This window comes from Mesorhizobium sp. B2-7-3 (assembly GCF_006440715.1).
GTDB lineage: Bacteria > Pseudomonadota > Alphaproteobacteria > Rhizobiales > Rhizobiaceae > Mesorhizobium > Mesorhizobium australicum.
The window spans coordinates 168,405-186,862 of record NZ_VFTY01000011.1 but is presented as its reverse complement, the minus strand read 5'-3'; the positions used below and the strand labels follow the sequence as shown (position 1 = coordinate 186,862).

Genomic DNA, 18,458 nt, shown 5'->3' with positions numbered 1-18,458 from the left:
TTAGCTACAGCGCAATTAAGCCTATCGGACGACCACCACCATCGCCGGGACCGGGAGGGATCGAGTGCAAACCGAGCATTGCGGACTTGCTGTTCAGACCTGTTGGAGAGCGGAACGCAGAGGCTGAAGGACGGCATGCTAGAGCAGCGCCGGGAATGCCGACTGCGGCGACTCGATACAGCACGATCCCTCCCGTCGCGGCAGCGAGCTGGAGCCGTCCGGAGCGGGAGGTCGGCAGGGCTCGTCGGCGGCCCTAGCCCTTTCGTCATGCGTTAGATGGTGCCGTCATACCGCCATATAGCGACGCTGGAGTAGAGAGAATGGGGATGGCGCAAGATTGCCGTCCCAGGGTCGGCGTCGTGCTCGACTTAGAGGAACTCGCAGGCAATGTGTCCCTACCATCTGAATGTTCTTTTGGCCGCCAAGTCAGCATATATCCGGGCGCGATCGCCATTGTGCTTCTCGACGAGCGCCTGCGCTTCTTGCCTGCTGAGCTTTCCGAGCTTCATCAGAAACTCGAATTCGTGCTTCGGTACGGATGATATCAGGCGTTCGACTTTGGCTCTTTTGGTCTCGTCTGCGGACATAGCGATGCTGAACTTACTTTAGGGCTGCACTCAATGACGCTAAGCACAAGTGCCAAGGAAACGCCAAAGGCCAGGTTGAGCAATATGTTGTTTCTTGGTACATCAGGTTTCCTCGAATACCAATGCGCTTTATCTCAGACCCGGCGACTCAATGTCCCCCGATGCCGATGGCTCCAATCCGCCAAGCAGATCGTCTGTTCATCGTTCCGCACGACATTTCTGGTATCGCTAAACAATTTTACTGTCAGGCAGAATGTTCCCTCTAGTGCGGGTTCGAGACCCAGGTAACCGGATTCGCCCCCAGAAGCTGTTTTGCAGGCAAGGGAAAGAAACGCAACGACGACGGGCTTTGAGCGCGCGATCTGCTACCCTTTTCCATAGGCGACATTTGCGTCGCCTCCGTGACGATCAGGCCCGCCGATGCACGCTGGCTGGATCGTGTCCCGAACGTGGTGTAGCTGTCGGTCGCCGTGCTCTCCGGCATTGGCCGGGCTGGTCTGCGCCACGGCTGGAAAGAAAATGCCACCGCCAACCAGGCTGGCTGACGCCGCGCCTGTACGCAGTCGTGGGCCTGTCACCGAACAGCAGGAGCTTCAATCTGGGCCCCGCCAGCAGCGCTCATCAGTCGCTTCCTGGCCGAACCGTTTCAACATGCAGTGTGCCTGCAGGCGACGGTTGAAGCAGCTCCGCTTCGGTCTTGGTAAGGTAGATCCAGTGCGCCCAGTCATGCGGGCTCAACACGACGATCTGCCGGTCGTGATAGGGCCCAACGTCTGGTCCGGGACCGGTTGTCAGCATCGTGAAGGCCGCTGGCGCTCCGCCCTGCCCTTCCCGCCAGATGCCGGCGATCGCCATGAACGGCTCATCATTCATTGTGAAGCGATGTTTGGCCTTCGGATATTTCTTGCCCGTGAACTCGAAGAATGCCGAGGCCGGAATGAGGCAGCGGTTGCTATTGGCAAAGCTTCGGCCTTCGGAGCGGAAATTGAAAACCGGTCCGCCGCGCGGGCTCGATGGCGGGAAGCCAAAGTTCATAGGCACCAGTTCGATGCCATTGCCCGCGGCGCGCATCACCGGGCCGACATCGTTGATCTTGATGTCGTCGGCCTCGGGCAGATCGCCTTCGCTCTGCCCGGTAGGCATCCCGAGTTCGAGCCTCTGCATCATCTTGCAGTATTCAGCCCACAGAATGTGTTGCTCGTAGTCGTTGCACATAGTGTCTGATCCAGCTTGCGCGATTAGGATACGACCCTACACCCCTCCGGCAAACCCGATGCCAGCTGGTATCCTGTCACTGAACTGTGGCGAAAAGGCCCGCTACAGTTGACGCTATGATAGGCGTGACTCAGGGCCACCTGCTTTTACAGCAACATCTGTGGATGGCTGCCATGGCGTCAGTTCCCGGTTCGGGTCTCGCGGATCCTGGCATAATGGCGCGACGCCTTGGCGCGGTTGCCGCAGTCTCCCATGGAACACCAACGACGGTTTTGCGCCCGGCTCTCATCGATGAACAACCAGCCGCAGCCGCGATCGTCGGCACATTGCTTGACCCGTCCTGCCCGCGGGCCGGTCATGAGTTCAGCCGCGGAGATGGCGATCGGCGTGCAAAAATCGAGTTCATTTGGATGCGAGCCGTTCCAGCCGAATTTCCCGGCACGCCATTCCAGCAAAGCGGCTGGCCTGTGATGCAGAAAACGATTGAATGCCTGGACGTGGTCGGCAACGGGACTGACATTTCTGATCTGTGCCACCAGGAGTGCATAGATCGTCTCGCGCAGCGCTATGGCGCTTGCATATGCGGTTTGGGCCCCTTGAAAGTGCCCTCCCCTCCCCCGCGTGAGTTCAGCAGAATCGTTGGAAATGCGCACGCCGTTTTCATCAAGCCAATCCAGCAGTGCCGCGGGCGTGGGAAGCCGCTCCTCAGTGGCTTGCCGCAGGCGCCAGGCGACCGTGTTGACAAAGCGGATCGCTAGATCCTCCTTCGCGACATCGGTCGGCTGCCGCTTTTTCAGGTTGTGCGGGGAACCCAAGCGCGATCTCCGAATTCTAACCTCATAAGAGGTTTTACGCCTATGAAGCTCCCCAGCGCAAGCTTTCTCCTGATAGCTGCCTTCGGCGCCATCTACTTCATCTGGGGCTCGACTTACCTGGCCTTGGCGCTGGCCCTGCAATCACTGCCGCCATTCCTGCTGATCGCGGCGCGCTGCCTGGTCGGTGGTCTGATCCTTTTCATCTTTGCCGCAGCATCCGGTGCGAAGCCTCCGTCAAGGAGGTCCCTGCTATACGGCGTCATATGCGGATTACTTTTCTTCGTCGGATGCCACGGCATCCTTGCCAACGTTCAGCAGCGTGTTCCAACAGGCCTGGCCGCAATCATGCTGGCGACCATTCCTTTGTGGATTGCGGCGCTTCAGACAGGCCTCCGACGTCCCGATCGGCCAAGCCCCTTGTCACTGACCTTTCTCGTCCCCGGTGTCGTTGGCGTTGCGCTGATAGCCTGGGAAGAAGGCGGTGGCGGAATCGGGGCGGTGCACTTCATCGACATTTTCTTGCTGCTTGGCGCGTCCCTGTCCTGGAGCGTCGGAACGGTGGTATCCGAACAGTCCCCAACGTCCAGCAGCCCATTGGTGATGTTTATCATCGAATTGTGGGCTGGCGCCGCTGCCTTGGCGGTTGTCGGTGCCGCCAAGGGCGAAGTGAGCCTTGTTCACCCCTCCTCGATCACGGCGTTGTCGGTCGCTGGGTGGGCATACCTCACCGTTGCCGGAACGGTGATCGCCTTTGCCGCCTACATCTGGCTGCTCCGCAAAGTCACGCCGACCTTCGTAGCGACCTATACCTTCGTCAACCCCATCATCGCTGTGTTGCTCGGCTGGGCCTTTCTTGCGGAGGTTCCGTCGATATGGATGGCGAGTGGCGCGCTCCTCGTGATCCTTTCCGTGAGCGGCCTGCTTTTCACAAGCTCCGCTCGACGCTCGAGGAGACCAAACAATGCCCGGACCGAATATGCCGTCGACTAGCGGCTCTTCCGATTGAGGCTCGGCATCACAGCGCCAGTGTCTTGTAAGCTGGCTGCTCAGAGCCGAGAACGCGAACGCGGGCCAGAGGCCCTGGATGAGGCCAATGACTCGAGCAGCAACAGCTTGTCCTGGGCATCGCAGATGACAGGGTTAAGGAGGCACAAGGAAGCCATCACCAGGTCCTATATCGTCTACGAGCCGGTAATCGCATTTGGTCACTACAACGCAATTTAACCTGCGCGATGCGCTGGCTTATGACACGGCGGGGCTGGCGCTCATGACCGTCTCAGCAGCCGTCGCCCTGGCAGCAGCCGCTTGTCGCCAGCGGCGCGCCTGGCATAGAATGGCCGTCCGGCACGCGTTCGCGCTGCGTTATGCCAGGCGCTTGGGCCAGTCAGCCGTGAACTTGCAGGGCTGCTGCTGATCAACACGCCTGGCCGCCAGGTCATGGGTGCGGCTGACTGACACCAAGGCCCCGGCCCCATGCACAGATATCTCGCCCCCGGGGTCGAATGACTCCCGTTTTCCCGCCGCTGCAGCGACAGTGGTGGCAACTTTACTGTTTGTACTTTACTGCAGTAAATTTCCACAAAAACCTAAATCGAAACAGCGTGGTAGCTCTCTCCAGCAGACGTTTTTACCGGCGTGTTGACCGCTCGGGCCGTTAACCTCCTGTTAACCCAAAAGCTCTTGCTCGGGATGGCGAATCGGAGCTTAATGGCGGTTGTTGGTCTGTTTCCCACCAAAAAGCGCCAATTCAGGTTTCCGGAAGTATGAACATCGCGATGCGGTTGCCCAGCTTTGAGTTTGACGACAAGATCCTCGAGCACGGGGCGGAGATATCGCGTCGGCTCAATCAGCTGCGCATGGAGAAGTTTCCTCCGAACGCCACGAAGACCCTGCGCACCTTCTCCATGGCCGAGGTAGCGCACTATCTTGGTGTGTCGCAAAACAATCTGAAGCGCCTCCATCTCGAAGGCAAGGGGCCCCTGCCCGAACAAGCGCAGTCGGGTCGACGCTCTTATACGGCGGACCAGATGCTGGAGCTTCGCCATTTCCTCGACCAGCATGGCAGGACGGAGGTTAAGAAATACGTCCCGCACCGCAAGCCTGGAGATAAGCTGCAGGTCATCGCGGTGGTCAATTTCAAGGGAGGAAGCGGTAAGACCACGACCGCGGCTCACCTCGCCCAGCACCTGGCACTTACCGGCCATCGCGTGCTTGCCATCGATCTCGATCCGCAAGCGTCTTTGTCGGCACTCCACGGCTTCCAGCCGGAACTCGACCGGAACCTCTCGCTCTATGAGGCGATCCGCTATGATGCGGAGCGTAGGTCCATAGCCGACGTCATCGTCCCGACGAATTTCCCCGGCCTCGACATTGTTCCTGCAAATCTCGAACTTCAGGAGTATGAGTACGATACGCCGTTGGCAATGCAGGACAAATCATCCAATGCCGGCCGCCAGTTCTTCTTGCGCATAGCCAGGGCCTTGAGCGACGTCGACGATCGCTATGACGTCGTCGTCGTCGACTGTCCTCCGCAGCTCGGCTATCTGACCTTGACCGCCATGTCGGCAGCGACGTCGGTGCTGATTACGGTTCATCCGCAAATGCTCGATCTCATGTCCATGAGCCAGTTTCTGCTGATGCTCGGCGGCATCCTAAAAACCATCAAGGGAGCCGGAGCCGAGATCCAACTCGACTGGTTCAGGTATCTGATCACCCGTTACGAGCCCACCGACATTCCGCAGGCCCAGATGGTAGGCTTCATGCAATCGATGCTGGCCGGCCAGATCCTTGAGCATCCGATGCTGAAGTCGACTGCCATATCGGACGCCGGGCTGACCAAGCAGACGCTCTACGAGGTCGAGAAATCTTCGTTCACGCGCACGACCTACGATCGGGCGATGGAATCGCTTGATGCGGTCAATTCCGAAATCGTCTCGCTCGTCCATCGCGCGTGGGGGAGGGCGTGATGGCGATGAATTTTACTGCAGTAAAAACGCAGATTTTTGTCCACAAAATCAGACTAGTAGCTGATTTGAGGAGGGGCTGAATGGCGCGCAAGGACATTTTCGATAGCGTGATGGGGTCCGCTGCGGTGGAGCAGACCAGGGATGTGTCGAGCTACGCTGTTCGCGGCGCGTCGCGATCCATCATGCAGTCCTTTGAAGAGCTGTCGAAAAGCTCGGTTGTCGATCTCGACCCAGAGCTGGTGGACACCTCGTTTGTGTCGGACCGGATTGGCGAGGATGAGCAGGAATTCTCCGAGTTGGCGCGGGCGATCCAGGAGCGCGGACAGGATTCGCCCATTCTGGTCAGGCCGCATCCGGCTTCCCCCGGGCGCTACCAGACAGTGTTCGGGCATCGGCGCGTCAGGGTCGCACGTGCGTTGGGGCGCCCAGTGCGAGCCGTTGTCAAGCAAATGGACGATCGCGATCACGTCGTCGCCCAGGGCCAGGAGAATGCGGCTCGCGCCAACCTGTCCTTTGTCGAGCGGACGCTGTTTGCCGAGCGCCTGCTCAAGCAGGGCTATTCGGCCGATATCGTTAAATCGGCCTTGACGCTCGACGATACGACCTTCTCCAAGATGCGGTCCGTGTCGAGCAACGTCTCCGAATCCGTCATCATGGCCATCGGGGCGGCCAAGGGGATCGGCCGTGACCGCTGGTGGCAGTTGGCCAAGCTCATGGAGCATCCGGCCAATGCCGCCAGGGCGCAGGCGCATGTCCAGTCCGCCCAGTTCCAGCAAGCCGGCAGCGATGCGCGGTTCCAGGCCCTTTATGAACTGCTGGCGGCAACCGTCCACGGTGCGAAATCGACGCCGACGAGGGCCGTGGAAAGGGCCTGGGCGACAAAAGACAATTCCGTAAAGGCAAGGATCACCGATACCGGGAAGGTTTTCACCCTGGCTTTTAAATCCAGAGAGGCATCGGCGTTCGGTGCTTTCATTACCGGCAGGCTCGAGGAACTGTTCGAGGCGTTCCGAGAGACGGAATCCAGGAAGACAACAGGAGACTGAACCGCAAAAGAAAAAGGCCCCCGAACGTCACCGTCACGGAAGCCCTTCTCAGGTCTGTAGCAAGCCGAGAATCGCAAATCCGCGAATCACTGTCAAGTGCTATTAGGCGTCGTTTGGCGAGCAGATTTCTTTTGTCTGACTAGAGGCAAAGGGAAAATGGTTACGCATATCTCAACGACGCCATTTGGGCGGCGGCCACTGACGCTTGCTCAGATGGCAAGCCAGGCAGGTGCAAAGGCGATCGACCGAACGGCGGCTGTGCCCAAATGGCAGGCCTTTCGAGACATCACAGAGGCCAGGGACGCCATAGGCGCGACCGATCGTTCGCTGGCGATCCTCAATGCGCTGCTGTCGTTTCACCGCGAGGACGATCTTTCCGGGGAGGGGGGCCTGGTCGTGTTCCCCTCCAATGAGCAGCTGATCCGGCGTGCCAACGGCATGTCGCCGGCGACGCTTAGGCGCCACCTGTCCGTCCTTGTGACGTGTGGCTTGGTGATCCGTCGTGACAGCCCGAATGGCAAACGCTTTGCTCGCAAGGGGGAGGGCGGGCAGATCGAGCAGGCCTATGGCTTCGACCTTGCGCCAATCGTGGCTCGTGCCGAGGAATTCAAGCAGTTGGCGGCCGCCGTGCAAGCCGAGCGGAAGGCCTACAGGCTGGTCAAGGAGCGTCTCACCATCTGCCGGCGCGACATCGTCAAGATGATCGATGCAGGGCTCAATGAACAGGTTCCGTGTGATTGGCGCCGGTTTCAGAAGCGGTATGAGGCGGCGGCCGCTCGATTGCCGCGGACAGCCTCACGCCAGTTGCTGGAGTCGGTTGCCGACGAGTTGGAGGACATCTGGGCCGAAGTGCATCAGCTGCTGGAAACATTCGTTAAATCACAAGATATGAACGCCAATGAGTCCCATTCCGAGCGCCACATACAGAATTCAAACCCAGACTCTCATTCTAACGATGAAACTGAAGATCGCCAGGAAAACGAGAAAGAAGCGAGCGGCAGTGCCGGGTCCGACAACAATGTTCACAGCCTGCCCAAACGGGAGTTGCCTCTGGGAATGGTGCTGGACGCATGTCCGGAAATCCTAAACATGGGCCGCGGCGCCCAGATTCGATCCTGGCGTGACTTTGTTGCGGCGGCCGAACTTGCCCGGCCCCATATGGGGGTCAGCCCCAGCGCATGGCAGGAGGCGGTCCAGGTGATGGGGCCTGAAAACGCGGCTATCACGATAGCTGCGATGCTGCAGCGAACCGACCAGATCAACAGTCGGGGCGGCTATCTCAGGAACCTGACGGAGCGGGCTCGCAACGGCCAGTTTTCGGTGTGGCCGATGGTCATGGCGCTGCTGCGTGCAAGGCTTGATGCAAAGACCAGCCAGAACGCCGGCAAGCCGCTCTGGAAGGACAGCGCGCATCAGGATGGGCCGGCCAGCGGCCCAAGATCCGCTGAGATCAGCGAGGCACTGCGGCTCAGCATGAAACGGAAAGGCTGGGATTGATTGGGGAGGGACGGGCCTGGTCGTTGATCAATCCCGCTCAAGGCCAAGCTGTTTAGCCGGTGTACTGGGTCACGTGCTGTCACGTCGTAAGTCGAGGCAGGGGAATGCTCTTGATCAGCCGCGAGCGGGCCATCCAACAGCCTCGTCGGTGGTCGCCTCGGTTGCGAGACTTGATGCTAACGGTAAAGTGCCTTATGTTTTGCCTAGTATTTGTGACGTCTGATATGACAGGATGTAAGCTGTGGGCCACGCACTCAGAAAAATCGCCCCGAATGAACCGTTGGTTTTGCTTTATATGGATCCGGCCGGGAACATTGCTGTCGACCAGGTGGCGGATGGCTTTGGAATGTCCAAGGGCCAATTGGCCGAGACGGCCGGCCTTGCTCGCGAGACCCTTTATCGATTGGAGCGCAGCCGCGCCGCCAAAACACAGGGGCGACTTCGTGAGATGCTTGAGATCATCAGCCGCGTGACGGATTGGGCGGGGGGAAAGGACCAGGCGATGGCGTGGTATCGAGCCCAGCCGCTTGCGGCATTCGGAGGGCGCACCGCCGAAGCGCTCGTGAAAGAGGGCAAGGCTGGTGCCGTTCGTGACTATCTCGATCACATGGCGCTTGGCGGCTTTGCTTGAGGTTCGTTGGAACCTGCTACAGGGCACATGATCCGCGTTGGGCTTTCAAACCGACTTCCGGTGAGGGAGCCGCGATCAGGGGTGCGCGCTTTAATCCCAAAGGTGTGCCCGCACTCTACCTGGCCCTGACCATCATGACGGCGGTCAAGGAAGCCAATCAGGGCTTCGCGCATCGGATCGATCCGTGCGTGCTGTGTTCCTACGAGGTTGATTGCGAGGCCATTGTGGACCTGACAACGGGGAAGGGGAGGGGAGAAGCGTCCGTCACGCTCGACGAGGTGTCGTGCGCCTGGGCGACGGCGCTCAGCAACGGGGAACGCCCGGCTTCATGGGATGTCCATGACCGCCTGCGTTCTCGAGGCATTGCCGGCATTCTGGTGCCAAGCTTTGCGCCGGGCGCCGAGGCAGAAGATTGCAATCTCGTGCTTTGGGATTGGGGGCCAGATCTGCCGCACAAGGTGACGGTATTCGATCCGAGCGGACGGTTGCCGAAAGACCAGCTATCCTGGCTATGACGGCCCTTTAACGAGTTTGGCGGCTTGCGGCGCCAACTCAAACCAGATCGTCATCTGGTCTTTCTGGACATCTGGTTCGGGGCAGGGGAGGGCGCTTTTCCTGCTACAACCCACTACCTTTGGTGAGATTGACGCGGAACCGATCGCGACGGCGCTGGTATTTGCGGGTCATTTCAGCCGAGGTGTGGCCGAGCTGCTTTTGCACATGGCGCTCGTCGACCTCGGCTGAGGAGGCCAGACCGGCTCGCAGCGAATGTCCCGAAAACCTTTGGCCGCGTTCGCCTTCCGGCAGATCACCCCGCACGCCGGCAGCAAGTGCCGCGCGCTTGACCAGCCGTGCCACCTCCTGGTCGTTGAGCCGCTCGGCGCCGACCGCCTTGCCTTGGGCGGTGACACGGCGAAACAGCGGCCCATAGCCTATTCGTGCCAGTCTCAGCCACGCCTCCAGGGCCACGATAGGGCAGGTGGCGTCCGCCGAACCGCGGCCAATCTCAACTTCGCGCCAACCGGTCTTGCCGCGCAGCGTGACCAGGACGCCTTTGCCAGGGAAGAATTCGATCCAGCCACGACCGTCTTCGGTCTGGTCACGGGCCACGTCGAGCCCGACGATCTCCGAGCGGCGAAGTCCGCCCGCAAAGCCAAGCAGCAGCATGGCGCGGTCGCGCAAGCCGCGCAGCGTGCCTCGATCGAGCGTCTCCAGCATGGCAATGAGATCTTCGGGGAGAATGGCCTCCTTCTGCACAGGTGGCTTGGCGTGGCTGTTGCGAATGCCGGCCAGCACAGTGGCGATATGCCGGTCTTTTCTGTCCAGCGGCTGACCGCGCTGGGCATAATTCCAGGTCAGCGAGGACAGACGCCGTTCAATCGTCGCAACGGTTTTTTTATCCCCTCCAGACCCAGAAGCCAGCGCCGTGATGTAGAGCCCGACCATCTGCGGATCCGGCGGCATCGGGTCAAAATATTGCCGGCGGCACCAGGCGCCAAAGTGCTTCCAGTCTGCAGCGTAGGCGCGGCGAGTGTTGGCCGAGCTCGCCGCCTCGACATAGTCACGGGCGCGCCCAGCAAGCGCCTCGAGATGCGCCGGCAGGCGCGGATTGGCGACGTCCGGAAGAGGGGAGGGAGCTTCGGCCGGCGGTTCTTCCGGCGTTGTCCCCATCGCCAGGACGACGTCGATGATGTCGGGCAAGTCGTCGGCGCGGGGCGCGTCGGGCTCCACCGACAGCCTCGCGGACGAAACATCGTCCTGCGCTGCCGTGCTGTGGGACGGTGCGGAGGGTGGCGCGACGTGATTTTCGGGGTTTTGATCGACGAGAGAGGCCATTCGCTCTATAGAGAGCAAAACGAACGATAAGGCAACATTATCATTCGTTTTATCCTTCCGACAGGCTGTGCGTTTTGACGCGAAAATCATGGCGAAAAGCGCACGCGCGCTTTACCCTCAAAAGCCATGATTCGTCTCGATCCCACGACCGCCAGTCCCACCGCCCCGCGGGCCGTGCCGGCCTGGGCGCTCGCCGCCGGCGGCGCGCCGAGCGACGCCGACGCCGCCTTCCAGGCCGGCGCCGCCCTGAGTGCGCTCGACAGCCTTGCCCAGGCGCAGCCTGCCTGGGCCGGCGCCTGGCGCCAGCGACTGGCGCTCAAATGCGCCGTCGCCAGCATGCGGCTCGCCGGCCGTTCAGAGGACGGGGCCGCCTTGCGCGACGCCTGGTACCTGCGCTCGGCCGGTGCCGATCCTGGTCCCGCCGGCGCGATCTTCGCCGCCTGGCGGCGGTTGTCCGTCCAGCCGCCTGTCGCCGACTCCGATCGGCTCGAAAAGATCGTCGACCAGCTTGGACTCCATTGGGACGGCGCCTCTCTCGCTGACCTCTGCCCGGCGATCGACGAAGCAGCGAGGTCGCCGCGACCGGCCCCGTTCGCCGCGGCGGCAATCGCCGGACACGTGATCGCCATGCGGCCCGACTCCGAGATTTTTGCCTGGTGGCTCGCCGACCTTGTGCTGGCGCAAAGCCTCCGCTGGCCGCGGCCACTGCCGCTGCTGATGGCGCAGGTTTTTGCTCCGGCCCTCCGCGCCGCGGGCGGCGTCGGTAAGCGCGTCCGGCTCGAGGAACAAGGATACGAGCGCGCGGTTTGCGTGGCGCTGGCGCAGGCGGCGACCGACGCCTGCCGGCTCGCCGCCGAGCTGTCGCGCCGCGCCGAAAAGCTCCTGGCGGTAGCACCAAAGCTGCGCGCGAAAGGCGCCGGCGACGTGATTTTTTTGCTGCTCAACGAGGACGCCGTTTCCGGATCGCTGACAACCAAAACCCTGTCGCGTTTTGCGGCGCGACGCCTGTTCGACCGGCTGCAGCAATTGGATGCCGTGCGCGAGCTGTCGGGCCGCCAAACCTTTCGGCTGTTTGGGCTCTAGCGATGAGCGAAGCCGCTGCCCGCCGCAAGCCGAACGACCAGCCGGCGCTGCTCGATACCGAATTGGACCACCTGCCGCCGGAATTGCGCTGGCGCGAGTGGATGGGCCGGGTGGAGGCGGTGATCTTTGCGGCAAATGAGCCGGTGCCGCGCGAGGTGCTGGCGCGCGTCGTCGGCAAAAGCTGCAATCTCGACCTGGTCATCGACGACATTCGCGCCGAGCTCGCCGGCCGCCCCTACGAGTTGGTGTCGGTCGCTGGCGGCTGGCAGCACCGGACCAAGAAGGTTTTTGCCGACGTCATCCGCTCCGCCTTTGGCAGCGCAACGGGCGAGGGGGCAAAAGAGCTGACTCAGGCGGAGGCGCTCGTGCTGATGTGCATTGCCTATTTCCAGCCGATCACGCGCGGCGAGCTGTCTTCCTTTTTCGGCAAGGAGGTGTCGCGCGACCTGATCGCCGTTCTGCGCGGGCAGGACCTCATCGCCTCGGGGCCGCGCAGCCCGCAGCCGGGCGCGCCCTACACCTATGTGACGACGAAAACGTTCCTGTCGCAGTTCGGGCTCGACACGCTGCGCCAGCTGCCGGATTTCGAGGCGCTCGAGGATGCTGGGCTGCTGTCGAAGGAGAAGCTGCTGGCCGGGGATCTTGCGCATGGGTTTGCCAGCATGGTCGAAGAGGATGTTGGCTCGGACATTGTCGACTAGTAGCGTCGATGAGCACGCAGAATCGCTCCGGTTGCTTTGCCCGTAGCGCCATCGATGCCCACCAGAATCTGAATGCGAGGTTTCTGAAGCTCCTTCACCGCCAGGGCTACTGGGCTGGCTTCGTCCATCTGCACCCATCGACCCGTCACATTGGTGGCGGCGATCAAGTCAGCGACCCTGTGGTCATGAAGTGCGATCAATCCATCCAGATCCTTTGCACGCTGCGAAATGAAGCGGATCGCGTCGAGAACTGTGAACGCCGCCGTTGGACGCCCATCTTCGTCAAGACATAGGATCGGTTGGGGCTTTTCCTCGACAAGGTCTATCAGTTCACTGAGACCCGTTTCCGGCGTAACCGGCACGAACGCCGCATCCAGCTTAGAGGCAAGAGTATTTGTCGCAGAACCATCTCTGCGAGGGCGCGACCTCACGACAGCGCCGAGTGTGGAGTGGTGTTTCATCCACGCCGCCGTTTCTGCACATCTCAGCTCGACCAAACGCACGATCTTGGCGTGGATGTCGGTTACGTTCATGTCCAAAACCGGCTCGTGATGAGCGACCCTGTTTCGGAACGCATTGATGGGCCTGACGAGATTCTGAATCTCCTGGCGCGATTCGCCATGCTTGAGGTGCGGAAAAGCAATGTTGACGGTTGTGCGCCACAAAGCCCCGTATTCGGAGCGAAATAGGTTCGACCAGAAGTCGAATGTCAGCGTCGCGATCACTTGATTCCGAGCTGCGTTCGCGCCAGCCCTTTGTATCGCCTTGTCCAGCGTTGCGAGGCCGTCGGCCGACAACGTTTGTTCCCGAAAGGTCGCATCCTGGTGCCAGGTGGATCCGAACTTCGCGACGAGAATGCCGTCAACGGCGTTCCGAAGGGTTACTTCCGCCACATTCAGAGGGTAGAGGAACGCCTTGGCGACGCGCGCATTGTACAGGTACAGCGCCATCGCATATTCCTCGTGATTGCCGCCCTTGGTGAGGTATGTCGCGAAGCGTGGTTCAGAGATCGACGCGCGGATAGCCTGCAGTTGCGGAGGCAGGTAAGGATATGGAACTTGACTTTCTGCCATAATGCGTAGATAACCACTCCCAAGCAGTCGAACAGGCCCCACTGGCTTGCCATGCGCCTTCGACACCGATCTTTGTGCACCAGGTCAGGCCAGCCCTCACCTGGTGTTTCAATTTTAGCCTGCAGTTTCAAGGCAGCTAAGCTGCGGGCAGTTATCTCCGAGGCCTTGCCACCTATTGTCTGTTTTTGGTGCGCCTGACCGCCTCTGCCATTGCCTCGACGACTCGTGGAAACCGCGCCGGGTCGCGAACCGCCGCCTTAAGATTGTCGGACCACTCGGGGTTCGATATCTGCCACTTGCCCAGATCACCGCCATTAATACCCCGATGGCGGCACAGAAATTCGCTGATCTTGGCAGGGACACGCTCGGCGATGTAGATTGCATTGGCGGGCTTCGCACGCGCTATGATGGCGAAGGCCAGCGAAAAGCTTTCAAGATCGCCCTCGCCGGCAAGCTGGCTCATCAACTCCAGAACCGCGCCTGATGGTGTCGTGTATGCCTTGGACCCCTGCTCGGCGATAGCCCTGGCAATTCGTTCGGTAGTCTCGATACTCACTTTGGGCACCTCTTCGCTGAGTCCCGCTAGCGCCTCGGCCTTGGACCGGCGCTCAGCGGCGAGTTTCCGTACGTCTTCGGCATCCGCTGAAGTCGGTACCCACACGGTCACCTTTTGCCAACCTTCGGCGGAACGCAATTCGCGCTGCCGCTTTATTCGCGCAGTGACCGTTTTGTCCGCCACGCAAATCTCCGTAGTGCGTTTACGGCAGATATATGCCGTAAGCATACTACGGTCAATCTGCTTTTCTCCGGGGCGCGTTTGCAGGCGTCTGGTCGGTGTATCGCGCGCGTAGATGGACAATGCAATAACCTCGCGTGACGGAATCTTCCGCCTTCCCAAGGTTCAGGGACACAGGCGCCCCAAACCACCAGGTAGCTAGAAAAGCGTTCCAAGGACTTTCCAGGTCTGTTCGACGACCGGGATACCGGCGGTCGGCGATAGGCCTTTGACCGGAAACTGTACGAATTCCCCCTCGCCAGTCTGACCAACATTCTCAAGATAATAGACGGACTGCGAACCGGGCATCGCCTTGCCGAGTCGCTTGAGATAGGCAAAGTGCTCGTTCGAGAACTCGTCCGCTCTGGTGACGACTGCCAAGATGCGCCCTTCGAGTAGCGCCAGGTCTGGAGCGACCCCCAGCAGGACATAGCCCGAGTCCAGCGCAACGGGGAAAGCGCTGTCGCCCACAACGCCCGCGGCAGCGACTACCTGTTCGAGGATGGGCGAGCGTTCGGTTTCGATCGCCTCGTCCTGCGACTTCGCAACCGTGGTCTCATCGAACAGCACCCCGATCACCTTGCCAAGATGCGCGCCGCTGCGCTGAATGAAGTGGGTCGGCGGAGTGCGCGGGTTTGTCGATGGCATCGTCTCCAGTGCAATCCGGGCGCGATCCGATTTGTCGAGCCCGATTCTCCGCGCGTATGTCTTGCCGGCGGTGCGAACGATCGCGAGGTCACCATTCTTCACCTCGGCCGTTGCAGATACGATGAGGGTCTGACCTGGGAAGGCGATCATGCCCAGCGTCGGAGCCCTCAGGGTGAACAGCGAGACGTCACCGAGTGACGCGAGATCCAGTCGCTCCATCGCCTGGTCGATTGTCGTGAGCGGGGCCCCGGCCGCGCGGGCGGCCAACCGGCCGACAACGGAGATTGGCGTGCTGCGAAGCGCGACCAGCTTCATGTCCGTAGTGGCCTTCTGGGCTTCCGCCAGAGCCTCCTCTGGCGGTAGCCTGCCCATGAATCTTGCGTAGGCAAGCCAGCATGCGTCAATTGCCGAGAAAACGTCTTCGTAGGCCTGCCTGACGATTTCGGCCTCGACGGGCGTGATCTGATCGGCGCGACCGTGGTGAGCCTTATTGATGACCTCTTTGAAAGAGGCGCCTGGCTTTAGTGCTGGCAGCTCAAGCAGTCGTCGGAATGGTTCTTCGTTGAATGGACGTTCGCCGCGGTTGCGGGCGTTGGCGATCTTATGGAGCAGATCGCTCATTGTTGGGTCATGCAGAACCGCTGGATCCGAGGCGAGCAGATCCCACAGCTTAATCTCGATGCGCACGCGAACAAGATAGACGAATTCGCGGGCGAGGCCGGTGTCGTTTGGATCAGTTTTTTGCCAGTGCTCGCACCGAACACGGACCTCGTCGACAACCGGGGCAAGGCTCACCGTGCATTTCGAGGTTGAGATAGCCGAGAATTCCCAAGTTTCAGTTCGTTGCTGTCCCACCACGCGCTTGTCGGCGGCGACGAATGCTTCGATTGTGGGGATGAAGCCGAAATCATTGCTGACAATGATCGGATTCATTCCCTCCGCGATCAACGCTGGCACTGTGGCGGCAAGGTTGGCGACGTTCCCAGGGTCGAGCAAGTCCTGCGGATCGTCCATGAGCATGGTGGAAATGCCGCCCGATCGGGACCAGACCTGCTGCCAAAGCGCCAGGACGAAGGCGGAGAGGAAAGCCCGCAGTGCCGAGGCGTTCATCACATGATGAGCCTCGACCAAGTGCTTGCCATGGGCCGCAAGAAACGTGAAGCCATCGCTCTTGGCGGGGTCCAATCCCGCATATTCCGGCGCTTGGACGAAATGAGCCTTGTACATGCGTTGCGACCAAGACGTCGCCTTCTCCTGCAGGTCCGTGATCAGGCCGGCGACCTGATTATGAACGAGTTCCGGAAAACTCTTGAACGGCTCGACGGCTTGGGCAGCCCGCGCTAGCCTCTCGATCCGCGTTCGAGCCTTGGCCCACTTCTCGCAAGTATCCTTGATCTGCCCCAACTGGCGGCGAATACCTGCGAAGTCGGTTGCCGCATCGAGGTAAGCCTTCAGGATGGCTAGTTGCCCGTGGACGGTCCGTTCGTTGGCTGGGAGCGCAGTTTCATCGGCTTCGGTCCGCATCACTTTGAAAACAGCGCCTCGCGCGAACTCGGCACGCGCGACGCGATAGCGGGAGAGTACCATTGCCCGTCGCACGCCACGCATCGCGGCGCGTAGGTTTTCATTGTCGGGAATCTCGGACGGAAGATTGATGCCGGGCAGCGGCTCGTGCTTGGGAGCGTCTTTCCAGGCCGCGGAGCAAAGGGAGGCGACGGCTATTGCCATTGGATTCAAAGCCTGCGGAAAATCGGCAAGCTGGAAGACCTCCTTCGACAAGGCTGCGCCGTATACTGAAGCCAAATCGTCAGGGACGTTGTCGTCGACGAACCGGCGCAGCTTTTCAGGTAGCCGATCGCGGAGACCCTTTTTGGTGTCCCGCTCCCACTCCGCCGCTGTCTTCAACATCGCTGCGTCGGCCTTGCGGGCGTCCTCCAGCGCCTGCACCACCGACTTGTCTAGCAGGGCGTCGGTCGGAATTGCACCGGGCTGCAGGAGATCGCGCTCGCAAACAGGGCAGGTGACGAATGCATGACCCGGATGAGCCGCATCGTGCCACCTCGCCACCAGGCCGTAGAGACGAAGCCGATCGGCGCGCTCGGCGTGTGAAAGCTGCGCTACGATAGCCGCCCCCTCGCGCTCGATGTCCTGCAATACGGCTTCGGCGTCGTTCAGATCCTCCTCGCTCAGCTCGCCAAGACTCTGCGCGAGCTGCATTGAAGGCAGGCCCCTGAGCGCGGCGCTACTGAAGCAATTCTCCGCCGCCTTGATGGCTTCGTCGAAGCGCTTGATCTCGGTGTCATTCGTCAGCCGAGGAAGTGTTCCAAGAATCAATCGGGCACCTGCAGCAGATTGATCCTCGGCCGCCTTCAGTATTTCCTCGGCTCGCTTGAGACCGATCTTCCACTCATCCGGGGCGGCCTCTTTGGGCGCGGCTACGCAGCTCAAGTCCGGCAGTCCCTCGCCGTCTTTGAGAAGATCACTCAGCGTCGTCACCTGTTTGGCGCCGTCGCTCTCGCAGCGCTCCTTATCCTCGGTGGCTTGCTTGGAATACTTCCCGGTCAAACGCTCGTAGAGGCGACCGCTTCGGATCCCGAAATGAGTCAATGGCCGCAAGCCGGTCAGGGTTGATACCGCCTGCGACAGCGTCGTCTTGTCATCGAAACGAGTCGCTGCGGCAATCCCGGGCATCAATGTGCCGACCTGGAGCGCCAGCTCCGACAATCCAAGCTTTTCCAGTCCGATGGCGGTCGTCTTGAAGGCCTTCTTGCCGTCTCGTTCGAGGCGCCGTTCAACTTCTACTTCGCTTCCGTCGACCAAAGACCGGAACTTGAGGCGCACCCACGTATCGACCTGCGGTTGTCCATCGACAGCCAGAAGCTCCTTTTCCGTCGGAATCGGGACTATCGGCGGCAGCTCGAACGAAGCCTTGGGGCCTTCGATGTCTTCATCGGTGGCGATCTGAACCGTGATGGGTATGTGCAAGGGCGAGGGGAGGCCTTGAGAGCGATGCCCATAACCCGTCAAGCACCAGCAAACGGCGCTGATCAGCGAAGTTTTGCCCGCGCCGTTGAAACCTCGAAAGAGTGTCGCATGGCGCGAGAGATCAAGCGTGAAGGGCTTCGGGTCCGCGCCGTTGTCAACACAATGGCGGTGAAGACCGCGGAAACGATGCGCCGTAATCGCCACCAACTGCCAGCGGTGTTGTTGGCTTGCCTGGCGCGTCATCGGAGCGGTCACTTTGGAGGGTTTGTCCAATGCGTCCAGCAAGCGATCGATCTCGCCGTCTAGGATGTTGGTGTCTTTGTCGGGGTTCCAGTAGGCCTGCCGATTCTGGTTGTAAAAGGCAAGCAAGGTGCGACTGTCTTCCAGAGGAAGCGAGAAGTCGCTCCCACCCGATATATGCAGAGCAGCGCCTGTCACCAGATGCTGAACAACCTCGTCCAGAGTCAGATCCGCGATTTTTACCGCCACAGCAGAATCCCCAAATGATTTTTCAATGTTTATACACCGGGCTGAGGCTGCAATGGCCTTCTCGGTAGGTCAGTCATGAACTTCGCGCGCGTTGACACGCGATTCGATTAC

At 60.6% G+C, this 18,458-nt stretch carries 15 protein-coding genes; 9 read left to right on the top strand and 6 right to left on the bottom strand.

The features are described from left to right. The first annotated feature begins 320 nt into the window (after positions 1 to 320). Positions 321 to 542 (top strand): hypothetical protein, encoded by a 222-nt coding sequence (locus FJW04_RS23845; RefSeq protein ID WP_140717086.1) that lies wholly within the window; start codon positions 321 to 323, stop codon positions 540 to 542. Positions 543 to 1,208: 666 nt separating this feature from the next. On the opposite strand, the gene FJW04_RS23835 is transcribed toward FJW04_RS23845, so the two are convergent. After that, complete coding sequence (locus tag FJW04_RS23835) at positions 1,209 to 1,802, bottom strand: SOS response-associated peptidase family protein (protein WP_140717085.1); 594 nt, start codon at positions 1,800 to 1,802, stop codon at positions 1,209 to 1,211. Positions 1,803 to 1,981: 179 nt separating this feature from the next. After that, positions 1,982 to 2,617, bottom strand: a complete 636-nt coding sequence (locus tag FJW04_RS23830; protein ID WP_246673987.1) for an ABATE domain-containing protein — start codon at positions 2,615 to 2,617, stop codon at positions 1,982 to 1,984. 42 nt (positions 2,618 to 2,659) lie between these two features. Here FJW04_RS23830 and FJW04_RS23825 point away from each other — a divergent pair, with 42 nt between their 5' ends. The 6 genes from FJW04_RS23825 (at position 2,660) to FJW04_RS23800 (ending at position 9,272) form a co-directional block, all read left to right on the top strand. Next, a complete protein-coding gene (locus FJW04_RS23825; RefSeq protein ID WP_140717084.1) occupies positions 2,660 to 3,607 on the top strand; it encodes an EamA family transporter in 948 nt (315 codons plus the stop codon). A gap of 773 nt (positions 3,608 to 4,380) precedes the next feature. Then, a complete protein-coding gene (repA, locus tag FJW04_RS23820) occupies positions 4,381 to 5,583 on the top strand; it encodes a plasmid partitioning protein RepA (protein WP_140620207.1) in 1,203 nt (400 codons plus the stop codon). Between the two features lie 80 nt (positions 5,584 to 5,663). After that, entirely contained in the window at positions 5,664 to 6,629 is a 966-nt protein-coding gene (gene repB, locus FJW04_RS23815; protein ID WP_140717083.1) for a plasmid partitioning protein RepB, read from the top strand. A 156-nt stretch (positions 6,630 to 6,785) separates the two neighbouring features. Further along, positions 6,786 to 8,126: a plasmid replication protein RepC gene (repC, locus tag FJW04_RS23810; RefSeq protein ID WP_140717082.1), complete on the top strand. Its 1,341-nt coding sequence runs from the start codon at positions 6,786 to 6,788 to the stop codon at positions 8,124 to 8,126. 295 nt (positions 8,127 to 8,421) lie between these two features. After that, complete coding sequence (locus tag FJW04_RS23805) at positions 8,422 to 8,757, top strand: antitoxin Xre/MbcA/ParS toxin-binding domain-containing protein (protein ID WP_140664019.1); 336 nt, start codon at positions 8,422 to 8,424, stop codon at positions 8,755 to 8,757. Next, positions 8,754 to 9,272, top strand: a complete 519-nt coding sequence (locus FJW04_RS23800; RefSeq protein ID WP_140663897.1) for an RES family NAD+ phosphorylase — start codon at positions 8,754 to 8,756, stop codon at positions 9,270 to 9,272. The genes FJW04_RS23805 and FJW04_RS23800 overlap by 4 nt, the downstream gene beginning before the upstream one ends. 103 nt (positions 9,273 to 9,375) lie before the next feature. Here FJW04_RS23800 and FJW04_RS23795 read toward each other — a convergent pair whose 3' ends face one another. Next, on the bottom strand, positions 9,376 to 10,593 hold the full coding sequence (locus FJW04_RS23795; protein WP_140717081.1) for a site-specific integrase: 1,218 nt from the start codon (positions 10,591 to 10,593) through the stop codon (positions 9,376 to 9,378). A gap of 126 nt (positions 10,594 to 10,719) precedes the next feature. Between FJW04_RS23795 and FJW04_RS23790 the strand changes: the two genes are divergently transcribed. Both FJW04_RS23790 and FJW04_RS23785 read left to right on the top strand, forming a co-directional pair. After that, positions 10,720 to 11,676 (top strand): DUF1403 family protein, encoded by a 957-nt coding sequence (locus tag FJW04_RS23790; RefSeq protein ID WP_140717080.1) that lies wholly within the window; start codon positions 10,720 to 10,722, stop codon positions 11,674 to 11,676. Between the two features lie 2 nt (positions 11,677 to 11,678). Continuing rightward, entirely contained in the window at positions 11,679 to 12,377 is a 699-nt protein-coding gene (locus FJW04_RS23785) for an SMC-Scp complex subunit ScpB (protein ID WP_140717079.1), read from the top strand. Here FJW04_RS23785 and FJW04_RS23780 read toward each other — a convergent pair. The 3 genes from FJW04_RS23780 to FJW04_RS23770 form a co-directional block, all read right to left on the bottom strand. Beyond that, complete coding sequence (locus tag FJW04_RS23780; protein WP_246673985.1) at positions 12,374 to 13,450, bottom strand: Abi family protein; 1,077 nt, start codon at positions 13,448 to 13,450, stop codon at positions 12,374 to 12,376. The two genes, FJW04_RS23785 and FJW04_RS23780, sit on opposite strands and share 4 nt — an antisense overlap. Before the next feature lie 172 nt (positions 13,451 to 13,622). Next, positions 13,623 to 14,189, bottom strand: coding sequence for a hypothetical protein (locus tag FJW04_RS23775; RefSeq protein ID WP_140717077.1), 567 nt, complete (start codon positions 14,187 to 14,189; stop codon positions 13,623 to 13,625). Positions 14,190 to 14,384: 195 nt separating this feature from the next. Next, a complete protein-coding gene (locus tag FJW04_RS23770) occupies positions 14,385 to 18,347 on the bottom strand; it encodes an AAA family ATPase (RefSeq protein WP_140717076.1) in 3,963 nt (1,320 codons plus the stop codon). Between the last annotated feature and the right edge of the window lie 111 nt (positions 18,348 to 18,458).